The following is a 23,154-nucleotide window of genomic DNA, read 5'->3' as shown; positions in this document are numbered from 1 at the left end:
AATGGAGAATCTTTATAATTTATTGGAAGAATTTCAGGAAGCCAGAAGAAATGCTTATGTTGACGCCATATACTTAAAAAGTCATAGCAAACATGTTGCCGGCATTTTTGGTAAAAATATTCCCAGAGAAATTTTATGGGCGTTGGATATAACACCTGTTAATGTTTATAGCATCGATGGTTCTAATATTGCCGCATCATATGGTATTTTAGATAAAGAAAATTGCTCTGTGGTAAAGTCGAGCTATGGCTATACCGCCACCGAAAGATGTCCCTTGATATATTCAGCCGACATAATTATCAGCAATGATATGTGTCCTCATAAGACTTTAATGATTTCAAAAATTGATAAACTTAAGGACATCTATATTATTAAGGATTCCAAAAATGCTGCCGGGCTTGAATCGGAATATAGAAAATTTGTTGATTTTATTGAAAATAAATTTTCCGTGAAATTAAACGAAAACAAGCTTAATGCAGCAATTGACAAGGTTAACAGTATCAGTGATATCACAACAAAGATTATTAATATGTATATGGAAAGAAAATGTCCGATAAATGTTTATGATTTATACAATATAATATATGGAAGTCAATTTATCTTAAATTTGGATGAAAGATATTCGAAGCTTTCTGAAATTCATAATATATTGAAAGAATCATTAAGTATTGATGTGTTTAATAAAAATAATAAAGCTAAAATAATTCTTATAACTGGTGCACCGCTGGCTGGGTTAACAGAAGAAATATTAAGGCCCTTATCACAAAACAAGGATATATTCGTTATCTTTTCAACATCACTTTGTGAAGGTGAAAATTACACCCCTGTAAAACTTTGCGATAATCCTTACATGGCATTGGCAAATAAGTATGTAAATAATGACGATGCTGTAAAAGAAAATTTTAAAGAAAATATTTCACAAATAATAGATGTGCGGCTTTCAGGGTGTAATGTATTGCTAGAACCAAATCATCACTTACCTTATTTATCGCTAACTGCCAATTACGGTGATAATATCGAAGAAATTAAGATGTTTCCTAAGCAATAGAGCTGGAAAACATCTTTTTTAGTATAGTAATTTCTTATTTTATAACCTTCAAGCATAGGTTTTAGTAATTTGTAATTTGTAGAATTTTTAACTATAATTAATAATGTATATTACAAATAAAATACTTGGAGGATGTAAATGGCTGATTATCGTCAAATGTGGAAAGATTTAGGTATGGATTTAGAGCTTCATGATCAACTTTGCGAAGTATTGCCGACGGCCTTTGGAGATGTGTACTTATCTCAGGAGGATCGACCGGAATCAATGGATTATTATAATTTTGTTGTATCTGAAATTCATGGTGTCAGACCGGCAGAATTAATTGAATCACAAAAAAAGGGCGGAAAGGTATTTGGTACATTCTGTGTATTTGTTCCGGATGAAATAATATTTGCGGCTGATGCTATTGCAACAGGCTTATGCGGCGGTTCACAATTTTGGGTTCCCGGCGGAGAAAAGGTTTTACCGACTAATACATGTCCGTTAATAAAGGCTTCTGTTGGTGCTCGTCTTGAAAAAACATGTCCTTTCTTCAGAATTGCGGATATGTTCGTTGGGGAAACTACCTGCGACGGAAAGAAAAAGGCCTGGGAAATACTTGCAGAAGATGTTCCTATTCACGTTATGGACATGCCTCAAATGAAAAGACAGAAGGATTTGGATGCATGGACGAATGAGATAAGTATTTTCAAGAATAAGGTTGAAGAATTTACAGGAAACGAAGTTACATCCGAAAAATTATCTCAGGCAATAAAATTAATAAATGACAAAAGAAGAGCATTAAAGCGTCTGTATGAATTCAGAAAAAATGAAAATCTTCCTATAAGCGGCAAGGATGTACTGCTTATATCTCAGATTGCTTTCTACGACGACCCTACCCGTTTTGCATCAATGACAAACAAATTGTGTGATGAATTAGATGAACGCGTAAAAAATAACATCAGTGTTTTCACAGCAGGAACAAAGCGTATAATGCTTACAGGAACTCCTATGGCAATACCTAACTGGAAGCTGCATCATATTGTTGAAACAAGCGGAGGTGCTGTAGTAGTTGAAGAAACATGTACAGGTACGCGTTACTTTGAAAATCTGGTAGATGAAACTAAAACAATTATTGACGAGCAAATCGAAGCTTTAACAGACAGATACATGAAAATTAATTGTGCGTGTTTTACTCCTAACACAGGAAGAATCGACGATATACTGCGTTTAGCAAAGGAATATAATGTAGACGGTATTATTGATGTCAACCTCAAGTTCTGTAACTTATATGATACAGAGGGATATTTTGTTGAACGAGCTTTAAAAGAAGCTGGTATACCTGTTTTAGGAATTGAAACCGACTATACGGATCAGGACGCTGAACAACTCAGAACAAGAGTTGGTGCTTTTATAGAAATGCTTTCAAATAAATAATATGGTTTACTATGTACTTTTTAATGATGTAGATAATGGTATGAAGCTGTACAATTTGCTGAAATCTGCTAAAATAGCAGTCACTATTGCTCCTGCTCCCAGGGAAGCCAGCAAATGCTGCGGAATATCCTTATTATTTAAAAACAAGGAAGATATTCCTTTCATACAAGAATGTATAACAAATAATAACATTGAAATTAATAAAATTTTTGAAACTGAATCAAAAATAAACCCCAAGAGGGATAAATTCTGCTAGTGTAAATAAAAGGCTGTTGAAAATATATTTTTCAGCAGCCTCAGATTGATTCCAACACTGTCATTCCGAGGACTTGCCCCTAGGGATCTCATCGTTTCAATAAACATGAGATCCTTCGCTTTCGCTCAGGATGACACAACGGAGTTTGTCAATAGACCTAAAGCTGTCAAAAATGAATTTTATGCAGCCCGTTATGGTGTAAGTATTTCTATGGCATTATGCACTGAATAAATTTCTGCAGGTACGTTACAGCATAAATCTCCATCTGTATCTATGGGTAGTTCTTTCTCTGAAAATACTTTAATACTTTTTCCTTGGAAATAATGAACTTTCGGGTGGGTAATATGCTGCCCGTTAAAGACCTTGGTGAATATCTGCAATAATTCCGCATTGTTTGTTTTTTCAAAAATAACTATATCCAGCAATCCGTCATCAAGCTTTGCTTTTGGACAAAGCTTCTTAAATCCTCCCGCTCCTGTAGAATTTATAACTAAAAACAATAATGTTTTATAGGTATATTCAGCACCATCTATTATATATGTAACTTCCTGAGCGTTTTCGAGCTGACCTGGAACCTCTAAAGCAGCTTGAAAATAGTATGCATATTTTCCTAATATGGTCTTTGCCTCAATAGTTACGTTGTGAGGAATACTTGTAAATGCTCCTCCGCCCACAACGTTGATAAAATACTTATCGTTAATTTTACCGACATCTATTGTTCTGAAATTTTGCTTCATAATAAGAGAGGCAAAATTAGCATACGCCTTCGGTATTTTTAGCTGTACGGCAAAATCATTTACAGTTCCTGCAGGCAGTATGGCTAACTTTGTTTTAACAGGACTTTTCATTATACCGTTTACAACTTCACTTACCGTGCCGTCTCCTCCGCATGAAATAATCATATCGTAACCTTCCTGACAGCCCCTTATTGCAGCAAGCTCAGCATCGCCCTTTTTCTTGGTTGCGTAAAAGGTAAACTCTATATCTTCTACTTCCAGCAATGTTTCAGAGGCACGAAATATTTTTTGTCCCGCAAGCTCATTTCCGGATGTGGGATTGTAAATTACATAGTATCTTTTCATAATATCCCCTTTTTCATAAGTAATGCTAATTCGCGTTAATTGCCTTGAATCGAATTAGCAGATATTGTATATCTTATTTTACCATAATTATTAATAATTTCAATATGCCATTGATAGTCTTTATAGTAAAGGTGCAAGCAACCGGCAAATGGATTCCTTAAATCTGATTATGATTCCTCTTTCAAGATAAAGCTCTCTGGTTAATTCCAGGGAATAATTCAAATCTTCCATAAAATATTCGTAAAGGGCCGTTGATGTATCAGTATCGTAAATCACAGCATTGCATTCAAAATTAAGCTTAAAGCTTCTGACATCAAAGTTTGCCGTTCCTACGGAAGATACAACTCCGTCAATAACAATGGTTTTAGCATGCAAAAATCCATATTCATACGTATACACCTTTACACCGTATTGCAAAAGCCCGCCGCAATACCAGTATGTTGCCCAATAAACAAAGGGATGGTCCGGCTTGCAAGGTATCATAATTTTTACATCCACCCCTGACATTGCCGCTATTTTTAATGATTCAAAAACGCTGGCATCAGGCACAAAGTATGGTGTTTGAATTAAAATACTTTTTTTTGCGGAATTAATCATTTTAACGTAATTGCTTTTAATAATTTCGTCTAACTTGTCCGGTCCGCTGCTGATTATCTGTATACCGACATTACCATTATTGTTGCTGTCAGGAAAATATTTAGGCAAAAACATTAAATCTTCTTTAGAAGCATAGCCCCAATCCAGAAAAAATCGTGTCTGCAAATCAATAACCGCATCGCCTCTGATTTTTATGTGTGTATCTCTCCAATATCCTATTTTTTTATTTAGCCCTAAGTATTCATCACCAACATTAAAGCCGCCTATAAAGGCAGTTTTACCGTCAATAACAACAATTTTGCGATGGTTTCTGTAATTGATTTTAAAATTAAAAAACGGCAGGTTACTGGCAAAAAATACTGCAATTTTCACACCTGAATTTTTCAATCTCTCAATAGTTTCTTCAGGTATGTGCCTGCCCCCTATGGAATCAAACAAGAACCTGACCTCTATGCCCTCCCTTGCCTTCTTTTCCAGCAAATCCAGCAGCCTATTTCCCAAATTATCATTTTTTATAATGTAGTATTCCAAATGAACATGGTGTTTTGCATTTTCGATATTATTTAATAAATCATGAAATTTATCTTGTCCATCCGTATAAATTTTTACTTCATTATTTTGTGTATAAGAGAAGTCATGTGAAAACAAATTCATTTTAATTAAATCTTTATATTCTTCTACATTTTTATCATGCAAGACCAGCTTCCCCTCGTTAAAGAGCTCTTGCTGTACCCTTATGTAATCGCCAAATGTTTTTTTAGCGTAAATTTTCATGGTAAAGAGTTTTTTTCTGCTGAAATTTTGAGAAAGCAGCAAATAAAATATGAATCCGATACCGGGCAATATTAATAGCACCAACACCCAAGCCAATGTTGCTGTGGGGTCTTTACGCTCCAGAAAAATTACAATTACCGCCATGGCAAAATTAATTAGATAAATTAATGAAACTGCGCTGAAAAAATCAAACATAATACACCCCCTCAACAATAAGGTTTATATATTTATTACCTTTATATTACAATTTATTCTTTTTGTTCCTATCCATTGAAATATTAACTTTTTTATGCTATTATGGCTATACCGTTTTAAGGAAGGTAGCACAATGGAAAAAACACCGTCAAAATATATAGTATTAGCAGGAACATTTTTTACATCATTATCATCAATAATCATCAGGTTCTCAACAGCTCCGGCTTTAGCAATATCATCTTACAGAATGCTTTTCACATGCATTATGCTGCTTCCTGTTATTATAAAAAACCGTGATGAATTTACGGAGTTAAACAAGAAAAACTTAATTCTTTGTATAATAAGCGGAATATTCCTTGCATTTCATTATGCAACATGGATATCCTCAATTAAATTGACAACGATTGCCAATTCTACAATATTAGTATCATGCAGTCCTATATTTGTAGCCTTGGCAAATTACTTTATCATTAAAGAAAAGCTTAGCAAAAAAATGATTATAAGTATTGCGGTTTCACTTGCGGGCACAATTATAATTGCCTTGGAATCTGCAGATGCATCAGCCGGTAATATGATGCTTGGAAACACGCTTGCATTTTTGGGTGCTATTTTTGTAGCAGGATATCTGGTGATAGGCGGGATTGTAAGAAAAAACTTAAGTGCCGGCGCTTATGTATTTATAGTTTACTCAGTATCAACAGTTGTGTTATTCATTATGTGCTTATTAAGCGGTACATCTATATATCCCTACCCACCAAGAGAATTTACATTGTTTATAAGCTTAGCATTCTTCTGCTCAATATTGGGTCATACATTGTATAATTATATGGTTAAGTATGTTTCATCAACGCTTATATCTGTATCAACATTAAGCGAACCGATATTTGCAAGCTTAATGGCATTGTTAATTTTTAAAGAGATACCTTCTTTATATACCCTTTTGGGGGGTATAATAATCATAGCGGGTATATTAAACTACCTCATTACACAGAATAATGAAAGGTTAAAAACCAAGAACTAAGTTTATACAAAGAGGAACAACATGAACTATGAAATAACCGGCAAACAGATTACTGAATTGTCGAATGATAAAACCAACAAAGTAACTATTTTATTATTAATATTATCAATTGTATTCATTCCTGCTGCTTATGTATTCTTGGCAGCGCTTTTAATTAAACAACAGCTAAAAAAAAGTCCGATAACAAATTATAATAAATCTTTTACTTTATTATATGCATATATAGCAATTGGTTTAATATCATCAGAATATAAAATTATTTCTTTATTTTTTGGAGTGTTAATGATTTTATGCATTCATTCCTTTAACATATTCAGCACGTCATTAACAAAAGATGATTTAACAAAAATAAAGAAATATGTATTTATAGTGTCACTGATAGTATTTTTTTACGGTATCTTACAATATATTAGTCCGGATTTTATTCTTCCTGATAAATGGGTTGATGCAGCCGAATATAAATTAAACAAAAGAATTTATTCCACGTTCTTTAATCCAAATGTGTTCGGATTCTATATTAATTTTATAATACTTTTAGTATGCGAAGACTTAGATACAAGAAAATTAAATTTAGAATCATGTGTATTCTTAATTGCTGTTTTCTGTTTGATTTTGACATTTTCAAGAGCTGCATGGATTTCTTTAATAACGACCTTGATAATTGCCGGATTTATGAACAAAAATTATTTTAAATACGCATTGATAACAGCTGTTCTGATATTTAGTGTCGATTTTATTTTAGAGTCTGGTCGGATAGATCCTTCAAAAGCAGTAAGAGACAGTTCTATTATTTACAGATTGGAAGTTTGGAAGGCATCCATAGCAATCATAAGAGATAACTTTTTATCGGGTATTGGCTTTGGCACACTGTTTAAGCATGTGGGAAATTATTCAGGTATGGTAAGCAGTAAAATTGAACATAGCCACAATCTGTACCTGCAGGTTTTTACAGAAACGGGAGTGTTGGGCTTCGGAATATTTACATACTTAATAATAAATGCATTTACGTATTTTCGCATTAAGCTAAAAGAAAATAAAAGTCAATTCATCACACCATCGGCCATTATGATAATGTCATTGATACACGGCTTTGCCGATTCGGTTGTTCTAACACCTCAGATAATGATGATACTGTGTATTTACGGAGGAATTGTAAAAGCATCCATAAGCAAAAAAGCTTTGCACCCGTTTGTTTAATGGTGATAAGTAATGGAAACGGGTGCAAAGCTTTTATAATTATTTATTATTTTCTACCGCTGCTTTAATGAAGTTTCTGAACAACGGATGACTTCTTGTAGGTCTTGATTTAAATTCCGGATGGAATTGAGCGGCAACAAACCAAGGATGGTTTTTTAACTCAACAATTTCAACCAATTTGTTATCCGGAGAAACACCGGAGATTATTAGTCCGTTTTCTGTGCAAACTTGTCTGAAATCATTATTAAATTCATATCTGTGTCTGTGTCTTTCATTGATCATATCAGCACCTTCATAAGCTTCCTTTGCCTTTGTGCCGTCAATCAACTTGCACGGATAGCTTCCTAATCTCATTGTGCCGCCTTTATTTTCAACTTCTTTCTGGTCATTCATTAAATCAATTATTGGATGTTCTGTTTCCATATCAAATTCTGAACTGTGAGCATCTTTATAATCAAGTATACCTCTTGCAAATTCAATTACAGCCATTTGCATACCGAGACATATTCCTAAAAACGGAACATTGTTTTCCCTTGCATATCTTGCAGCCAAAATTTTACCTTCTATACCTCTGTCTCCAAATCCACCCGGAACTAATACACCGTCATGACCTTTTAATATTTCCTTATAATTTTCTTCGTTGACATTTTCGGAGTGAATCCAGGAAACATCTACATCTGCTAAATTATCTATGCCGGCATGCTTCAATGCTTCATAAACAGACAGGTAAGCATCTTTCAGCTCAACATATTTTCCGACCAAAGCAATTTTTACGCGGGAGTTGTGCGTCTTTGAGCGTCTGACCATATCATTCCATTCAGACAAGTCCGGCTCCTTACAATTTATACCGAAATGATTACATACTATTTTTGCCAAACCCTCTTCTTCTAACAATAAAGGAATATCATACAATGAATCAGCATCCGTATTTTGAATTACATTTTGACTTTCAACATTACAGAATAAAGCAATTTTAGATTTTAAATCCATTGTTATTTCTTTTTCTGTTCTGCATACAAGAACGTCCGGTTGGATACCAATGCTTAATAATTCTTTTACGCTGTGCTGAGTAGGTTTTGTTTTTAATTCACCTGCTTTAGTTAAGTAGGGAAGTAATGTTACATGTATATACATTACATTTTCCCTGCCGACTTCATAGCGTATTTGACGAATTGCTTCCAAAAACGGTAAGCTTTCAATGTCACCGACTGTGCCACCGATTTCGGTAATAACTACATCTACATCATTTATACTTGAAACTCTCTTAAGCATACATTTTATCTCATTTGTCACGTGAGGGATTACCTGTACCGTTCCTCCGAGATAATCACCTTTTCTTTCCTTGTTCAAAACTGACCAGTATATTTTACCTGATGTTATGCTCGAATACTTTGTCAAATCTATATCAACGATTCTTTCATAATGCCCTAGGTCCAGATCGGTTTCCGCGCCATCATCCGTAACATAAACCTCACCATGCTGATAAGGGCTCATCGTTCCAGGGTCCACATTTAAGTATGGGTCAAACTTCTGTAAAGTAACCTTCAATCCTCTTGCTTTAAGTAATCTTCCTAATGATGCAGCTGTAATCCCTTTACCTAATGAAGAAACTACTCCTCCCGTTATAAAAATGTATTTTGGCATTTTTTCCTCCTGCGTTCCTCTCTCGATATTATTCCACTATTTTTTTATTTTTAACATTGGTTTGACCCAAATTTCCTCCTAACATAAAAAACAGAGACAAAAAAGGGGTTTTTTTTTTGGCTCTATTATTTGCTAATCGGTAATATATTATTGTATACTATTTTACAAAAATTCTTCAAAAGTATTTACTAAACAATTTTATATTATCTAAAGCAAAAGGTCAATGATTTTTTAAAAAAATTTGCATATACGTTGTACTATTGAAATTTATTATGCATATACATTTATAAAAGAATGCTGATTCTAACTGTATTATCTTAAAGGAGGATTTATTTTGTATAAATTAATTAGCGATACTTTTAATATTAATGAGTTTATTAACTCAAATTCAACTGAAGTTCTGTTGGAAAACGAGTTTACAATCCCTGATAATGCTCCAAATATAGAAAAAATCGTATCTACGGAGGGCAAGGCAAGGATTAACGGCGTTACGGTCAGTGATGGCTCTGTAACAGTAGAGGGAGAGGTTGTTTACAACATTATTTACCGTTCAAACGATGAGGAAATATTGGTATATTCAATCACAGACACGATTCCTTTTACTGAAGAAATTGCATTTCCGGATGCTCGGGAAGGCATGACCGCACATGTTGACGCAATTCTTGACTACATGGATTCCGACTCGCCTGCAGAAAGAACTTATTCAATCAAGGCTGTAATTGTATTGGATACAGAGTTGACTAATAATCATCCCGTAACATTTGTTTCCAATTTAGAATCAGACGGAAGCTTTCAGGCAAAAACAAGAAATATAAAATACACAGATGAAGTTAATTCGTTGTCAGAGGAAGTAAATATTAATGATGCTGTAGAGCTTAATAAAGGCTCTGATGAAATTGCCAAAGTATTGAAGGCAGACTCGGAAGTATATATTACCAGCATTGATATATTGGATGAGAAAATGCTTGTTGAAGGAACATGTAAAGTTGCATTTCTTTATTCGGAAAACAACAATTTGAATTCCACAGGTTATGTATCGGAAGAATTCCCGTTCACTCATTACATAGAAGCAAAAAATTTAAGTGATGATATGCTAAAAGACATAAATATCTCTCTTAACGACATGACATACAAGGTAGCTGAAAATTATGACAATGAATTAAAGTTAATTGAATTTGATCTTTCCTTCATGATTAATGCAAATTTATTTGATACCATCGAAAAGAACATTATTACCGATTGCTATTCAACAGAATATGTGCTCGACTTAGAATCTGAAAAAGTTAACTTGACCAGTATTTCAGACATAATGAATAAGACGGTAAAATATGATAATAGCTTTGATGTTGTAACCGGTACAATTAAAGATATTTATACCGTCGATATCAGTCCGAAGGTTTCAGAAAAAAAAGTTCTTGACAACAAATACATTATTGATGGCTTTATGGATATGAATATATTGTATCTGAATGGTGACATCAATAAGATAGATAAGGCATATGCATCATTGCCATTTACGGCAAGCTTTGATTTGAAGGATAATGAAGCTAAATCTGAAATTGATTCGGATATTACCATCACAAAATCCGGTGCTTACAGAAAAGGCAGTAACTCGGTAATTGTTAACTGCGACATCAACGTATGCATGAAATTAAAAGATAAAGACGAAATAACAGTTATCAGTAATATTGCCGAAACTACACCTATAGACAGAAGTAAAATGCCAAGTCTGGTATTCAGAGTTGTTCAGCCTAATGAAAGCATTTGGGATATTGCTAAAAACTATAACCTTTCAATCAATTATTTGAAGGAAATAAATAATTTTCCTGAAGACAATGAAGTGGCAGCAGGTTCAAAAATAATAATCGCACGCATGGTGTGATCGATGGATTACAATTGACAGGCAATTGAAAAGAGCGCATATGCGCTCTTTAATATTTATCCATTGTTCACTATCTTTGTATATTTCCAAACTTAGTGAACTGACCGATCCATGCAAGCTCTACTGTTCCGACGGGACCGTTTCTTTGCTTTGCTATAATTACATCGGTTATACCCTTTTTTTCCGATTCTTCCTTATAGTAATATTCATCTCTGTAAAGCATGAGAACTACGTCGGCATCCTGCTCTATGGCACCGGACTCTCTTAAGTCAGACATAATCGGCCTGTGGTCGTTACGCAGCTCCGGAGCACGAGAAAGCTGTGATAATGCAAGTACGGGACAATCCATTTCTCTTGCAAGCGCCTTCAAGCCTCGGGATATGTTTGATATTTCCTGCTGCCTGTTTGAAGAGCTTGTACCGTCGGACATCAATTGTAAATAGTCTATTACTATTAAGTCCAATCCCTGTTCGATTTTCAGCCTTCTGCATTTAGACATAACTTCAAACAGCGTAATTGCAGCAGTATCATCTATAAAAACCTTGTAATTTGAAATTAAACTCATAACATCTATCAGTCTTGTCCAATCATCGTCACCGAGGTTTCCTGTCCTGAGCTTAGAGCTGTCGACCATTGATTCCATACTTATAATTCTTTGAACGTACTGCTCCTTAGACATTTCCAGGGAAAACAATGCGACTGATGCTCCTGTCTTAACTGAATTCATTGCAATATTCAATGCAAGAGCGGTTTTTCCCATTGAAGGTCTTGCAGCAAGTAGTATTAAATCAGACCTTTGAAGTCCCGATGTCATTCTGTCCAAATCATCATAGCCCGTAGTCAATCCGGTAAGTCCGCCCTTATTCATGGCTCTTTCTTCTAACTGATTGAAAACGCTCATTAATACTTCTTTAATTTCAGTAAAAGAATTTATGCTTCTGTTCTGTGATATAGAAAATATTCTTGATTCTGCCAGCTCAATGATCCGTTGAACCTCATCATTTTCCTTATAGCTTTTATCAATAATCTCATTTGAAGCACTGATTAATTTTCTTAAGGTTGATTTTTCTCTGATAATATTGCAGTAAGCTTCGACATTTTTAGAGGTTATAATATTATCAGTGAGGTTTGCCAGATATTCAAATCCTCCCACATAATCAATTTTGCCTCTTTTGCTCAGCTCCTCCGTAACCGTAAGAGCATCCACCGGAACATTCTGCATATGAACCTGCTTGATGCAGTCAAAAATCTCTTTATTAGCTTCAAAATAAAAATCTTCGGCACTTAATAAGTTAATGACCTTTTCAACAGCTACATGGTCAATTAAAGCAGAGGCAAGAACTCTTTGTTCTGCCTCGGCATTATGCGGCGGTACTTTTCCTAAATTTATCAAATCAGCCATACTTTCCTCTTTACTTATCAGTTACTATTACTTTTAATTTTGCATTCACCATAGGATGAAGCTTAATTTTTACAAAATATTCTCCTACTGATTTTATTGGATCATCTAAATCGAACTTCTTTTTATCGATATTTATTCCATGTTCCTTTTCAAGATTTTCAGCGATTTCTTTTGTGGTTACAGCTCCGAAAAGCTTACCGTTTTCGCCTGCCTTGCCCTTCAAAACTATTGTAACCTTCATTAATTCTTCTTCAAGTTTTTTTGCTTCCTCAAATATTTCTTTTTCTTTTGCTTCCTTCTGTTTATTTGCATGTTCTAAATTTTTTAAGTTTACCTGTGTTGCTTCTATAGCTAAATTCTTAGGAAATAAAAAGTTTTTTGCATAACCGTCTTTTGCATTGATTATCTCTCCTTTTTTCCCTACATTCTTAACATCTTCCAACAGTATTACTTTCATTTATCGTTACTCTCCTTCTTGTAGTGTGAAATTGCATCGTAAAGCTTATTCTTAGCTTCCTCCATATCCTGAGTAGGTATCTGAGCCCCTGCCATATTTAAATGGCCGCCTCCGCCAAGGTACTCCATAATTACCTGTACATTGACAGTTCCGGATGAACGGGCACTGATATTTATATAATCCTCATTTCTTACAAGCACAAAACTCATCTTAACGCCCTTAATGGTTAATAATTCATCGGCGCTTTGTGCTGCTATAACATTTGAGTTTTCCGAATTTTCGTCAATATATGATACCGCAACATCGTCAAGTATAATTTCCGATCTTTCAATAATTTCGGTTTTCTTTTTCATAGAATCCAGGCTTTCGTTAAAAAGCTCCTTAACATCAACCGTATCCGCACCGTTTCTTCTTAAAAACGATGCTGCCTCAAATGTTCTTACCCCCGTTTTAAAGGTAAATGAATTTGTGTCTACAACTATTCCGGCCAATAATGAATCAGCTTCAAATTTAGTAAGCTTTATATGTTCTTCCATGTATTGTACAATTTCGGAAACAAGCTCACAGGTTGAGGATGCGTACGGTTCTATATAATCCAAAAGTGCATTTTCTATATATTCTTCACTTCTTCTGTGATGGTCAATAAGCACTATTTTATCAACTTTTTGTAAAAGCTCCGGTGCCTCTGTATAGCTTGGTCTGTGAGTATCCACTACTACAACCAATGTATTTTGATCCACAAGATTAAGTGCTGCCTCTGTACTTATCACTGATTCAATGTAGTGGCTGTCTTCCTTTTTCATTCTTTCATACATGTTTTTAAGGGCGTAATTTATAGTGTTTAAAACAATGTATGGTTTTTTACCCCTGCTTTTAGCAATTGCATAAAGCCCTATGGATGCACCTAAGCTATCCATATCGCCTACACGGTGACCCATTATTAATACGTTGGAGCTTTGGTCGATTATTTGTCTCAGTGCATAGGATATAATTCTCGCTTTAACCTTAGTTCTTTTTTCAACCGCCTTGCTCTTTCCTCCATAAAACTTAACGGAGTTCATTCTCTTGACAACTGCCTGATCTCCGCCTCTGCCAAGTGCCACATCCAACGCACCCTTAGCATATTCTAAATGCTGAGTCAGGTTTTTGGCTAATGCACCGGTTCCGATACTAAGCGTAAAACTAAAATCTGTACCGCCTCTAAGACATTTTACTTCTTCAAGCATGCTAAACTTATTGTTTTCAAGATTTTCTAAAAATTTATTTTCAAACATCATTAAAAATTTAGATGTATCGTATCTCAGAACAAATCCATTCATTTCCGAAGCATATCTGTTCAATATTTTTTCAACCTCGGCTGTCATGGCTGCTTTTTCACCCTTATCAAGTTTTTCGGATATTTCATCATAATTGTCTATCTGAATTAAACTTACTATTGGTCTTTCATCGTTATACTTTATTTTTAAGTTGGCAAATGCGGTGTTCTCATTCCAGTAGCATACATATGATACGCTATCTCCGAATCTTCCTTCTTCTAACTTATAGTACATTACATTGAATGTCTTACCCGTTTCAACTATTTCAATGTTACTTAAAATGCCTTCCTTGTAATCCTCCAATGTTTTCAAAGGAAAGTTCTGTATAAAATCATTTATAAATTCGATATTTTCATTTTCCTCGTCAATCAGCTCTTTGAATTTATTATTGAACCAAAAAATTTTACCCATAGGACCTATAATACTTATAGGCAGCGGGGAATAATAAAATGAATTTACCGACAGATTTTCTATGTTTTTTGTATAATTTATTATGTAGTTTTTAAGTTCCTTCTCTCTTTGTATTTGCCTTTTTAAAGCTAATCCGGCAACGCCCATTAAAATTAAGCTTGAAATACCGGCATATATATACATACCTTCAATTAAGAAAATTACAATTAATACAATTATCACCGTCAAGTATATTATACTGTCATCCTTTAAAAATTTAGGGGTATTTTTATTTTCCAAATCATTACCTCCATAAATAAATTATACAGTACGATTTAACTTTCTCAAATCAACAGTCAAATCGACAAGTCCCAATAAAGCAATCACTATCATCGCTCCGCCAAAAACAAACAACGACATAACTACAACCATACCCATCATCAGGTTCTGAAGGTTTTTACTCAATTGCCTTTTTATAAAATACATTTTAATTACAGCGATGCCCTGCAAATACATGGCAGCAAGCATTATTAAAAACAAATTGAGCTGGATAGCATTAACATTTATTTTCAGAGCGCCCATTAAATATGAAATTAAAAGCATCACAGCCATTGCAACCATAAAGGTTTTAGGAAATGAAAAATATCCGAGTCCCTCATGGGCTTTAATTTTTATTTTAAATCTATTCGCAAATTTACTTGCCACTAAATAATTAATGTATGACATTATAACAGATGTAATAATCAACATAGCAGGAAACATAATTGAAATAATCAATGGATCTATTTCATCAATGACCTTTTTCATTTCTTCAACCCTGCCACCTGCTAATCCGGCAGGGTAATTATTGAGCATCTCCTTCATCATTCCAAGGCTTTCACTATATATATCCTGCAGCTGCTGTATGAAATTAACTCCAATAATTAAATCCAACAAAAATATAAGGATTACAAAAGAAATCATATAAGAAGCAGTTCCATAAAGAATTGTTCTGTTTGCCTCCTTATCCCTGCAAATTGCATACGATAGAGCCATTGAAAAAGGAGTATAAAGAATAAAAAACACAAGACCTGTTTGAACACCCAAAAGCATCGATACAATTAAATCTGATGCTATCAATGACAAAGCTGCATATTTTAATCCCTTTCTTTTAGCTAAAATTATAGCCGGAGTAGGATAAAAAAACATTATTACAGAAAAAAAAGAAGATAAATACGCTATAATAACAAGTATACCTGTAATCATTGCGGATTCAGTAATACTTGATGTTTTATAATTTCTGTTCATTACTACCTCGTATTGTTTTAATTATACTATTTTACCTTATAAATAATATAAAGTCAAAAACTTATTTTATTCTTCAAGCTTCCTATAAAGCGTTGCAATACTTATACCAAGCTGTTTAGCAGCTTTCTTTTTTGCCTCAAGGTCATTTCCGTACATTTTTATTTTATTTAATATGACAGATTTCTCATAACCCTTGGTTAAGTCTGCCAGCTTAAAATTTTCTTCTTTGCTGTCAGCACCTATTTTCTTTTTTATGCTTTCGGTGCCAATCATGCTGTTTTCTTCAAATATTACTGCATATTCTATCAAATTTCTAAGCTCTCTTATATTCCCGGGAAATTTATAATTTAAAAGTAAAATTTCTGCTTCTGCAGTAAATTCTTTTATATCCTTGTTATAAATTTTTGAAAAATGATGCAAAAAATATCTTGAAAGAATGATTACATCATATCCTCGTTCCCTTAGAGGCGGCAAATGTATGGGTACAACATTTAATCTGTAATACAGATCATCCCTGAATAAATTATTATCAACCAACAAGCTCAAATTTTTATGCGTAGCGGAAATTATCCTCGGATTAACCTTAATAGGGATACTTCCTCCGACTCTTATTATTTCTTTTTCTTCTAATGCACGGTTTAATTTAACCTGCATTAAAAAAGGCAAATCACCAATTTCATCAAGAAACAAGGTTCCATCCTTACAAATTTCAAACTTACCTATCTTGCCCGTAGTTTTAGCACCGGTAAAAGAGCCCTTCTCATATCCGAAAAGCTCACTTTCGATTAAATTTTCAGGGATAGCTCCGCAGTTTAGTGCCATAAATACATTATTCTTTCTGCTGCTGGCATTGTGTATGGCTCTTGCAAATACCTCCTTACCTGTTCCTGTTTCTCCGTAAATTAAGACAGATGCATCGTTTTCAGCAACCTGTATAGCTTCCCTTCTGGCTTGCAGCAATGGCTCGCTTTCACCCACTATATCATCAAAAGTAATTAAATCCTTCTTTCTGTTGGATTCAAGTACTGATTCTTTCATTTTATTGAAGTCGGAAAACAAAAGCACAAAGCCTTCATTACTTCCTTTAACGACTATAGGATTTGCGTTTATCACAAATTCTATGCCATTCAACTTGACAGGTCCCGCTTCTCCGTTAAAACCAACTGACAGCAATTTATTATAAACCTTTTCAGTCAATAATTCCCGGATTCGCGGCATATTATTGATATTTAAATTTAATTTTTCATTTATGTATTTATTTGTAGTTATTATATCTTTATTATCATTGATTACTATAATCCCGTCATTTAACGAGTTAATTAATGTAAGAAGCTCAGATGATCTGTATTCAAGCATCTTTACGGTGTTTTTTTCACTGAGTATGGTTGATATCAAATCGCTCAATCTGCTTTCAAAATTCATGTAGCTTTCTTTATTTAATAAAAGATTATGCCTTGCAACCTCATCATATGCACACATACCCAATACGCCTATTATTTCATCATTGTATTTAATCGGAATGCAAAATTCGATTAATTCCTTGCAGTCAGCAGAATTAGTGCAATTCAGGCACATTTGGTTTTCCTTTGGATTCTCTATGAAATATTGTTCACCGGTTAATATACATTTATGGAATGCAGAATTAACAGGCGCCTTCCTGCTTGATTCAATATTGCTTTTCACAGTGGTAACCACCCTGTCCAGATGCTCGTCCACTATGGTAATATCTACATTAGTAACTGCCTGCAATGCATCTATTATGTGCAACAGCTCAGAACTGATACTCTTTAATCTGCTCATAACCGTTCCTTTCTTATTGTTTGTCATCCCGAATGAAGTTAAGTGTCTTCTTGGTTAATACATTATAATACATTTCTACTGATTATACAAAAGTTTTATTGACTTTGAGGTAATTAAATACGTATTTTTTATCATTTTTGATAAATTGTTTTCAAAAATGATAAAATGTGCAACTAGATAATTTCAACATTCTTAATTATGTATATATATATGTTTATCATTATTGATAATATTTCTTGCAAATGAAATGCCTGCAAAATTATAAAGTGTTCGAATTGCGCCATAATCGTTTTCCCTCATAAATACTCTTATATTGGCACAAATCATGCAAGTACATAGATGGAGGTGTGTTATGGACGATAAATTATTGGTAGATATATTAAAAAATCAGGTTGTTCCTGCTTTAGGATGCACTGAGCCCGGAGCGGTTGCTTATGCAGTTGCAAGATCTAAGGAAATATTGGGCAGCGAAGTAAAGCAATTAAACATATACGCAGATAAAAACATAATTAAAAACAGTATGAGTGTAGGTATACCCGGAACAAACGAGCACGGAATCATTTTTGCAGCAGCCTTGGCCTTGGTTATAGGCAAATCAGAATATAAATTAGAGGTTTTAAAGGATGTAAATAATGACAGCATAGACAAGGCATTAAAAATTGTCGATTCAGACATAATCAGCTTACAGCTTGAAAATATTCAGGGATTATTCATAAAGGTAGAAGCGTTGAGCGAAAACAACAAATCCTGTGTTACAATCAGACATTCACATACAAATATTATCAACGAAACAAAAAATGATGAAATTATACTTGATAATACGGATGATGCAGCAAGCTCTGTTGAAATAAAATATGAAATCAAAAAATATAATATTGATTACCTAATTAAATTTGCAAATGAAGCCCATATTGAAGATATTGAATTTATTAAGAACGGCATTGATTTAAACATGAGAATTGCGGATGCAGGTTTATCAGGACAAACAGGTGTGGGGTTGGGAAAATATTTTTACACAAGCGCCAAGGATGCCTTTTCAATGGCAAAGGCTTATACGGCAGCAGCTTCAGAGGCTCGGATGTCCGGTTACCTGTTACCGGTTATGAGCAGTGCCGGCTCGGGAAACCATGGTCTTGTGGCAATAATCCCCATCGCTTTTATAGGACAGGAAAAAAATATAGATGCGGAAAGGATAATAAGAGCCGTAACATTGAGTCACCTTGTAACCATATTTGTCAAGGTACACTTAGGTTCCTTATCCCCTGTCTGCGGCTGCGGAGTTGCGGCAGGTGTGGGTTGTGCTGCGGGTCTTACTTATTTACTCAACGGAAACAAAGAGCAAATTAAGGGCTCAATAAACAATATGGTAGCAGGAATATCGGGCATGCTCTGTGACGGTGCCAAGTTAGGATGCTCATACAAACTCTCGATATCCGTTGATGCTGCTGTTGATGCTTCGGAAATGGCGCTTAAAAACATCTTTATACCCGACGATAACGGCATATTAGGTGATACCCCCGAAAAAACAATCGTAAATCTGGCTCACGTATCTAATATAGGTATGAAAAATACAGACGACGAAATCCTCAGAGTTATGATGGATAAATGTTGATTTATCTTTACACATTGCATGTTTTGGAATATACTTAAAACATAATTAAAGTAAAGAGGTGCGACATGAAAAGAAAAACCAGTTTATTATTGGCAGTATTATTAATTTTATCTTCATTTACAACCTTTGGATTTGCAAAAGAAATAGATAAAGATAAATTTGGTACAGACATTGAATTTTTGAAAAATGTAATTTACTTTGTACTTGATAACTATCAATATGAAGTAGAACAGGAAGATATTCTTGAAGGACTATATGACGGGTTCTTTAACGTATTGGACGATTACAGCGTATACTATACTCCTAAGGAATATTCTGCAAAACTTGATATCACAGCAGGAGAATTTACAGGAATCGGAGTTCAGATAATTGACGTAAACGGTCAGATTGTAGTTGTCACTCCACTGCCGGGCTCACCTGCTCTGGATGCAGGCATTAAGACAGGAGACATAATAAAATATGTTGATGGCTATGATATAACAGGGATTACTTCATCTCAGACATCTCTTTTAATCAGAGGCATTGAGGGGACAAGTGTAAATATAGGAATTCTCCGAGGAGAAGAAGCTTTAAATTTTGAAATTGTAAGGTCAAAAATTACAACAAGCGTTGTTGAGAGTGAAATTATGGACAACAATATAGGCTATCTGAGAGTTACTGATTTTGCAGATAATACTGTTGAGCTTGTTGAAAAAGAACTTTCAAAATTTGACCAAAACGGCGTGAAAAAAATTGTAATTGATATGAGAAACAATGGCGGAGGTACATTGCAGGCAGCAGTAGATTTATTAAACTTATTCGTTACCGAAGGTCCTGTAGTATACGTTGATTATGCTTCCGGCAAAGAGGACATCTATGAAAGTACGCTTAAAGAGCAAAAATACGAAATAGCTGTATTGATAAACGGTGGAAGTGCAAGTGCTACCGAAGTATTTGCCGGAGCGGTAAAATATAAGAACGAAGGTGTTATAGTCGGAACCAATTCTTTTGGTAAGGGTATTGTTCAAACGCTATATCCTTTAAAAAGCGGAAGCGGAGTTATTTTTACAACTGCGGAGTATTTCTCGGTTGACAAAACACCGGTACATAAAACAGGAGTTACACCGGACATAATCGTTGAAAATGAAGCAATAGACCTGTCAAAATATCCGTCTTTCAGTAAGGAAAACAAACCTGTTCCGGGCACTGTGAGTCTGGATGTTCTGGCAGCGGAAATGATTTTAAACACATTAGGGTACGATGTAAATGAGCCGGATGGAGTTTACGACCAGAAATCCTTCGATCAAATTGTGAAATTTCAAAATGATAACTTTTTGTATTCTTACGGAACGATAGACATTGCAACACAAAATGCATTATACAACGCATTGGTAAATCATACACATAAAGATGTTGAAGATTTACAGCTTAAAGAAGCAATTAAGGCACTGAATAAATAAAAATGAGATCCTTCGCTGACGAAGGATCTCTCCTTTTTTATTACATACTAATCGAAGCTTCACTTAACTCATTTATATTGTAATTTATATTCAATGATGTTAATATACCTTTACTTATTATTTCAGCCATTTCATAAACAAAGCACAATCGTGTATCCTGAACCAAATCATGGAAATCTTTATCACTGGAATCTACGATTCCTATTATCGATACATCCCCTATTTCAGGAAGCATTTTTCCTATCCCCTTGCCGGGTGTTATAGGGCCATCTCTTACTTCAATAATTCCTTGATTTTTTTTGTTGCTTAAGCAAGCATCTATGGCAAATACCTTATCGTATTTTTTCTTTTTGATTATTCTTATGTACTCATTGATATTTAATGCGTGCACTGGTTTTTCAAGCGTACCGTAAATATCAATATCTAAGCCTGCTTTCGACAGTAAGGTTCCTGTCAAAGGTCCTAAACTGTCAATTATACATTTATCGGTACCGATACATACGATTGCAGAGCTGTTATTCAATTGATGGCTTAAATAGTGACCTATTTTTAATGATGCAAAGCTATTTTTGTAATGAACTTCAATCGGATTCAAAGGCAACACCCCCCATGTATATTAGTATATACAGGCGGGGGGTGTTTTATGTGTTAAAAATCATCTCTTCTATTGTAATCATCTCTGTAATAATCATCAAAGTCATTGAACTCTCTTTTTAAGTTTAAATCTTCATATGTACAGTACTGTGCTTCCAAAGCATTTTTTCTGAGAACTAAGTAAAGCTGAGCTTCTGTAGCGTAGAAGTAAGGATATACAAAAAATATTCCAACTACAAAAGCCAGTATTCCCAATAGGTACCATCCAAGAAAGGATAAATCCAAAACAAAAGCGTTGGCTTTATGACCATCCATCATTTTTCTGCTGAGGGTTATTGCATTTTCAGCTCCTATATTAGGATTATCAGCTAATATATAAGGTACCATCCTGTATGAATACCCTTTTATAATACCGGGAATAATAAAAAGTAAGGTCCATAAAATCGAGAAAATATCTCTTAAAAGCATTGTAAATATAATTCCTTTGTAATTAGCTGCGTCAAAAGCAAAGCTGAAATAACCTTTAATTTTTTTAAATTGTGCTAAATTAGCAAAGTATCTTCTTGCGCCTATTTCTAACGAATAGCCTAACAACAATCTGAATGCTAACGCTAAAATTAATATGGCAAGAACAATAATAACCATCTCAGGATTCCTTGAGATATATTCACTGGTTCTATTACCCGAACCTCCGGAGCTACTGCCTCCACCACTACCGGATACCAGCGCTAAAACCAACCCTATTAAAAAAGCCTGCCAGTAGTTATCCTTGAGGGATTGTTTCGCCAGTGATTTAAGTTCTACTCTGTCCCACATAAATACCTCCTCATTTTTCTATTATTATAATCATATCTGAGCCGAGTGCAACGCAAGCTCGCTTGCATTGCCGAGGCGATGGTATGATATATGCATTATACCATATTTATGCCATATTGAAACTATTTTGTCACAATCTTAACGACAATAAATTTCGTCATTGACACTTAATCTATAAACAAATATAATACATCCATAACATTGAAAGCTGGTGACACTTTGAAAAATTATTTAAAAAGAACCACAAAATTATTATTTGGTTTATTTCTTTATTCGGTGGGACTGCAATTAAGTGTTCATGCAAATGTAGGTCTCGCTCCCTGGGATGCATTCAGCATGGGCGTATCCTATATTACAGGTATAACCTATGGGAATGTAAGTATATTGACAGGAATTGTAATAATAATAGTAGTGGCAGGATTTCTAAAGGAAAAAATAGGGCTGGGAACTATATTAAACACAATATTAATCGGGGTATTTTTCGACTTAATACAATCTATTAATTTGATACCGTTCATGACAAATTTCTTTTCAGGAGTATTAATGCTTCTTTCAGGTCAGGTAATAGTGAGCTTAGCTACATATTTTTATATAAGCTCGGGAATGGGCTCAGGACCGCGAGATACTCTTATGGTTGCATTGATTAAATTATTCCCAAAGGTGCCAATAGGTGTAATAAGAGGCTCAATTGAAGGAACCGTGTTGATTATAGGTTTTTTATTGGGAGCAAAGGTTGGCATAGGAACAGTTATAGCTGTATTTGGAATCGGCTTTATGCTACAAATAACATTTAAATTATTGAAATTTGATATAAAGGCAGTCGTACATGAAAATATTTTCGAAACTTTTATTAATGTAAAAAATATATTAATGAAAAATACTATTGAAAACAGTGAAAGCAATGTATAAATAAGCGAAGAGATTCTTCT

General features: G+C 34.3%; 19 protein-coding genes. 9 read left to right on the top strand and 10 right to left on the bottom strand.

Annotated elements, in window-relative coordinates; all coding sequences use genetic code 11:
- The first annotated feature begins 1 nt into the window (after position 1).
- The 3 genes from HZF24_RS04020 (at position 2) to HZF24_RS04010 (ending at position 2,720) form a co-directional block, all read left to right on the top strand.
- Complete coding sequence (locus tag HZF24_RS04020; protein WP_179236983.1) at positions 2-1,048, top strand: 2-hydroxyacyl-CoA dehydratase family protein; 1,047 nt, start codon at positions 2-4, stop codon at positions 1,046-1,048.
- 138 nt (positions 1,049-1,186) lie between these two features.
- Entirely contained in the window at positions 1,187-2,464 is a 1,278-nt protein-coding gene (locus HZF24_RS04015) for a double-cubane-cluster-containing anaerobic reductase (protein ID WP_179236982.1), read from the top strand.
- 1 nt (position 2,465) lies between these two features.
- Entirely contained in the window at positions 2,466-2,720 is a 255-nt protein-coding gene (locus HZF24_RS04010; RefSeq protein WP_179236981.1) for a DUF3343 domain-containing protein, read from the top strand.
- Between the two features lie 191 nt (positions 2,721-2,911).
- On the opposite strand, the gene HZF24_RS04005 is transcribed toward HZF24_RS04010, so the two are convergent.
- Positions 2,912-3,802 (bottom strand): diacylglycerol/lipid kinase family protein, encoded by an 891-nt coding sequence (locus HZF24_RS04005; RefSeq protein ID WP_179236980.1) that lies wholly within the window; start codon positions 3,800-3,802, stop codon positions 2,912-2,914.
- Positions 3,803-3,922: 120 nt separating this feature from the next.
- Positions 3,923-5,368: a cardiolipin synthase gene (gene cls / locus HZF24_RS04000; RefSeq protein ID WP_179236979.1), complete on the bottom strand. Its 1,446-nt coding sequence runs from the start codon at positions 5,366-5,368 to the stop codon at positions 3,923-3,925.
- A gap of 133 nt (positions 5,369-5,501) precedes the next feature.
- On the opposite strand from cls, the gene HZF24_RS03995 reads away from it, so the two are divergent.
- Entirely contained in the window at positions 5,502-6,389 is an 888-nt protein-coding gene (locus HZF24_RS03995; RefSeq protein ID WP_179236978.1) for a DMT family transporter, read from the top strand.
- A gap of 21 nt (positions 6,390-6,410) precedes the next feature.
- Complete coding sequence (locus tag HZF24_RS03990; RefSeq protein ID WP_179236977.1) at positions 6,411-7,586, top strand: O-antigen ligase family protein; 1,176 nt, start codon at positions 6,411-6,413, stop codon at positions 7,584-7,586.
- A gap of 39 nt (positions 7,587-7,625) precedes the next feature.
- Here the strand turns inward: HZF24_RS03990 and HZF24_RS03985 are convergent, their stop codons facing one another.
- Positions 7,626-9,230 carry a CTP synthase gene (locus HZF24_RS03985; RefSeq protein WP_179236976.1) on the bottom strand — a complete coding sequence of 535 codons (1,605 nt, stop codon included), beginning with the start codon at positions 9,228-9,230 and terminating at the stop codon, positions 7,626-7,628.
- Between the two features lie 334 nt (positions 9,231-9,564).
- Here HZF24_RS03985 and HZF24_RS03980 point away from each other — a divergent pair, with 334 nt between their 5' ends.
- Positions 9,565-11,112, top strand: a complete 1,548-nt coding sequence (locus tag HZF24_RS03980; protein ID WP_179236975.1) for a DUF3794 and LysM peptidoglycan-binding domain-containing protein — start codon at positions 9,565-9,567, stop codon at positions 11,110-11,112.
- A 70-nt stretch (positions 11,113-11,182) separates the two neighbouring features.
- Here HZF24_RS03980 and dnaB read toward each other — a convergent pair whose 3' ends face one another.
- The 5 genes from dnaB to HZF24_RS03955 all read right to left on the bottom strand — a co-directional run bounded on the left by dnaB (position 11,183) and on the right by HZF24_RS03955 (position 17,764).
- Positions 11,183-12,514: a replicative DNA helicase gene (dnaB, locus tag HZF24_RS03975; RefSeq protein WP_218835248.1), complete on the bottom strand. Its 1,332-nt coding sequence runs from the start codon at positions 12,512-12,514 to the stop codon at positions 11,183-11,185.
- Positions 12,515-12,524: 10 nt separating this feature from the next.
- Entirely contained in the window at positions 12,525-12,971 is a 447-nt protein-coding gene (gene rplI / locus HZF24_RS03970; protein WP_179236974.1) for a 50S ribosomal protein L9, read from the bottom strand.
- A complete protein-coding gene (locus HZF24_RS03965; protein WP_179236973.1) occupies positions 12,968-14,977 on the bottom strand; it encodes a DHH family phosphoesterase in 2,010 nt (669 codons plus the stop codon). Before HZF24_RS03965 ends, rplI begins: the two co-directional genes overlap by 4 nt.
- 21 nt (positions 14,978-14,998) lie before the next feature.
- On the bottom strand, positions 14,999-15,964 hold the full coding sequence (locus HZF24_RS03960) for a DUF2232 domain-containing protein (protein ID WP_179236972.1): 966 nt from the start codon (positions 15,962-15,964) through the stop codon (positions 14,999-15,001).
- Positions 15,965-16,030: 66 nt separating this feature from the next.
- A complete protein-coding gene (locus tag HZF24_RS03955) occupies positions 16,031-17,764 on the bottom strand; it encodes a sigma-54 interaction domain-containing protein (protein WP_179236971.1) in 1,734 nt (577 codons plus the stop codon).
- 352 nt (positions 17,765-18,116) lie between these two features.
- On the opposite strand from HZF24_RS03955, the gene HZF24_RS03950 reads away from it, so the two are divergent.
- Positions 18,117-19,376, top strand: coding sequence for an L-cysteine desulfidase family protein (locus HZF24_RS03950; protein WP_179236970.1), 1,260 nt, complete (start codon positions 18,117-18,119; stop codon positions 19,374-19,376).
- A 65-nt stretch (positions 19,377-19,441) separates the two neighbouring features.
- Positions 19,442-20,815: a S41 family peptidase gene (locus HZF24_RS03945; protein WP_179236969.1), complete on the top strand. Its 1,374-nt coding sequence runs from the start codon at positions 19,442-19,444 to the stop codon at positions 20,813-20,815.
- A 40-nt stretch (positions 20,816-20,855) separates the two neighbouring features.
- Here HZF24_RS03945 and yyaC read toward each other — a convergent pair whose 3' ends face one another.
- Positions 20,856-21,410 (bottom strand): spore protease YyaC, encoded by a 555-nt coding sequence (yyaC, locus tag HZF24_RS03940; RefSeq protein ID WP_179236968.1) that lies wholly within the window; start codon positions 21,408-21,410, stop codon positions 20,856-20,858.
- A 53-nt stretch (positions 21,411-21,463) separates the two neighbouring features.
- Positions 21,464-22,225, bottom strand: a complete 762-nt coding sequence (locus HZF24_RS03935) for a DUF975 family protein (RefSeq protein ID WP_179236967.1) — start codon at positions 22,223-22,225, stop codon at positions 21,464-21,466.
- A gap of 219 nt (positions 22,226-22,444) precedes the next feature.
- On the opposite strand from HZF24_RS03935, the gene HZF24_RS03930 reads away from it, so the two are divergent.
- On the top strand, positions 22,445-23,134 hold the full coding sequence (locus HZF24_RS03930; protein WP_179236966.1) for a YczE/YyaS/YitT family protein: 690 nt from the start codon (positions 22,445-22,447) through the stop codon (positions 23,132-23,134).
- The last annotated feature ends 20 nt before the right edge of the window (positions 23,135-23,154 follow it).

The organism is Sedimentibacter hydroxybenzoicus DSM 7310 (assembly GCF_013403245.1).
Classification (GTDB): Bacteria; Bacillota; Clostridia; order Tissierellales; family Sedimentibacteraceae; genus Sedimentibacter; species Sedimentibacter hydroxybenzoicus.
Note: the sequence above shows the minus strand (reverse complement) of the source record. Positions and strands in the feature narration are given on the sequence as shown.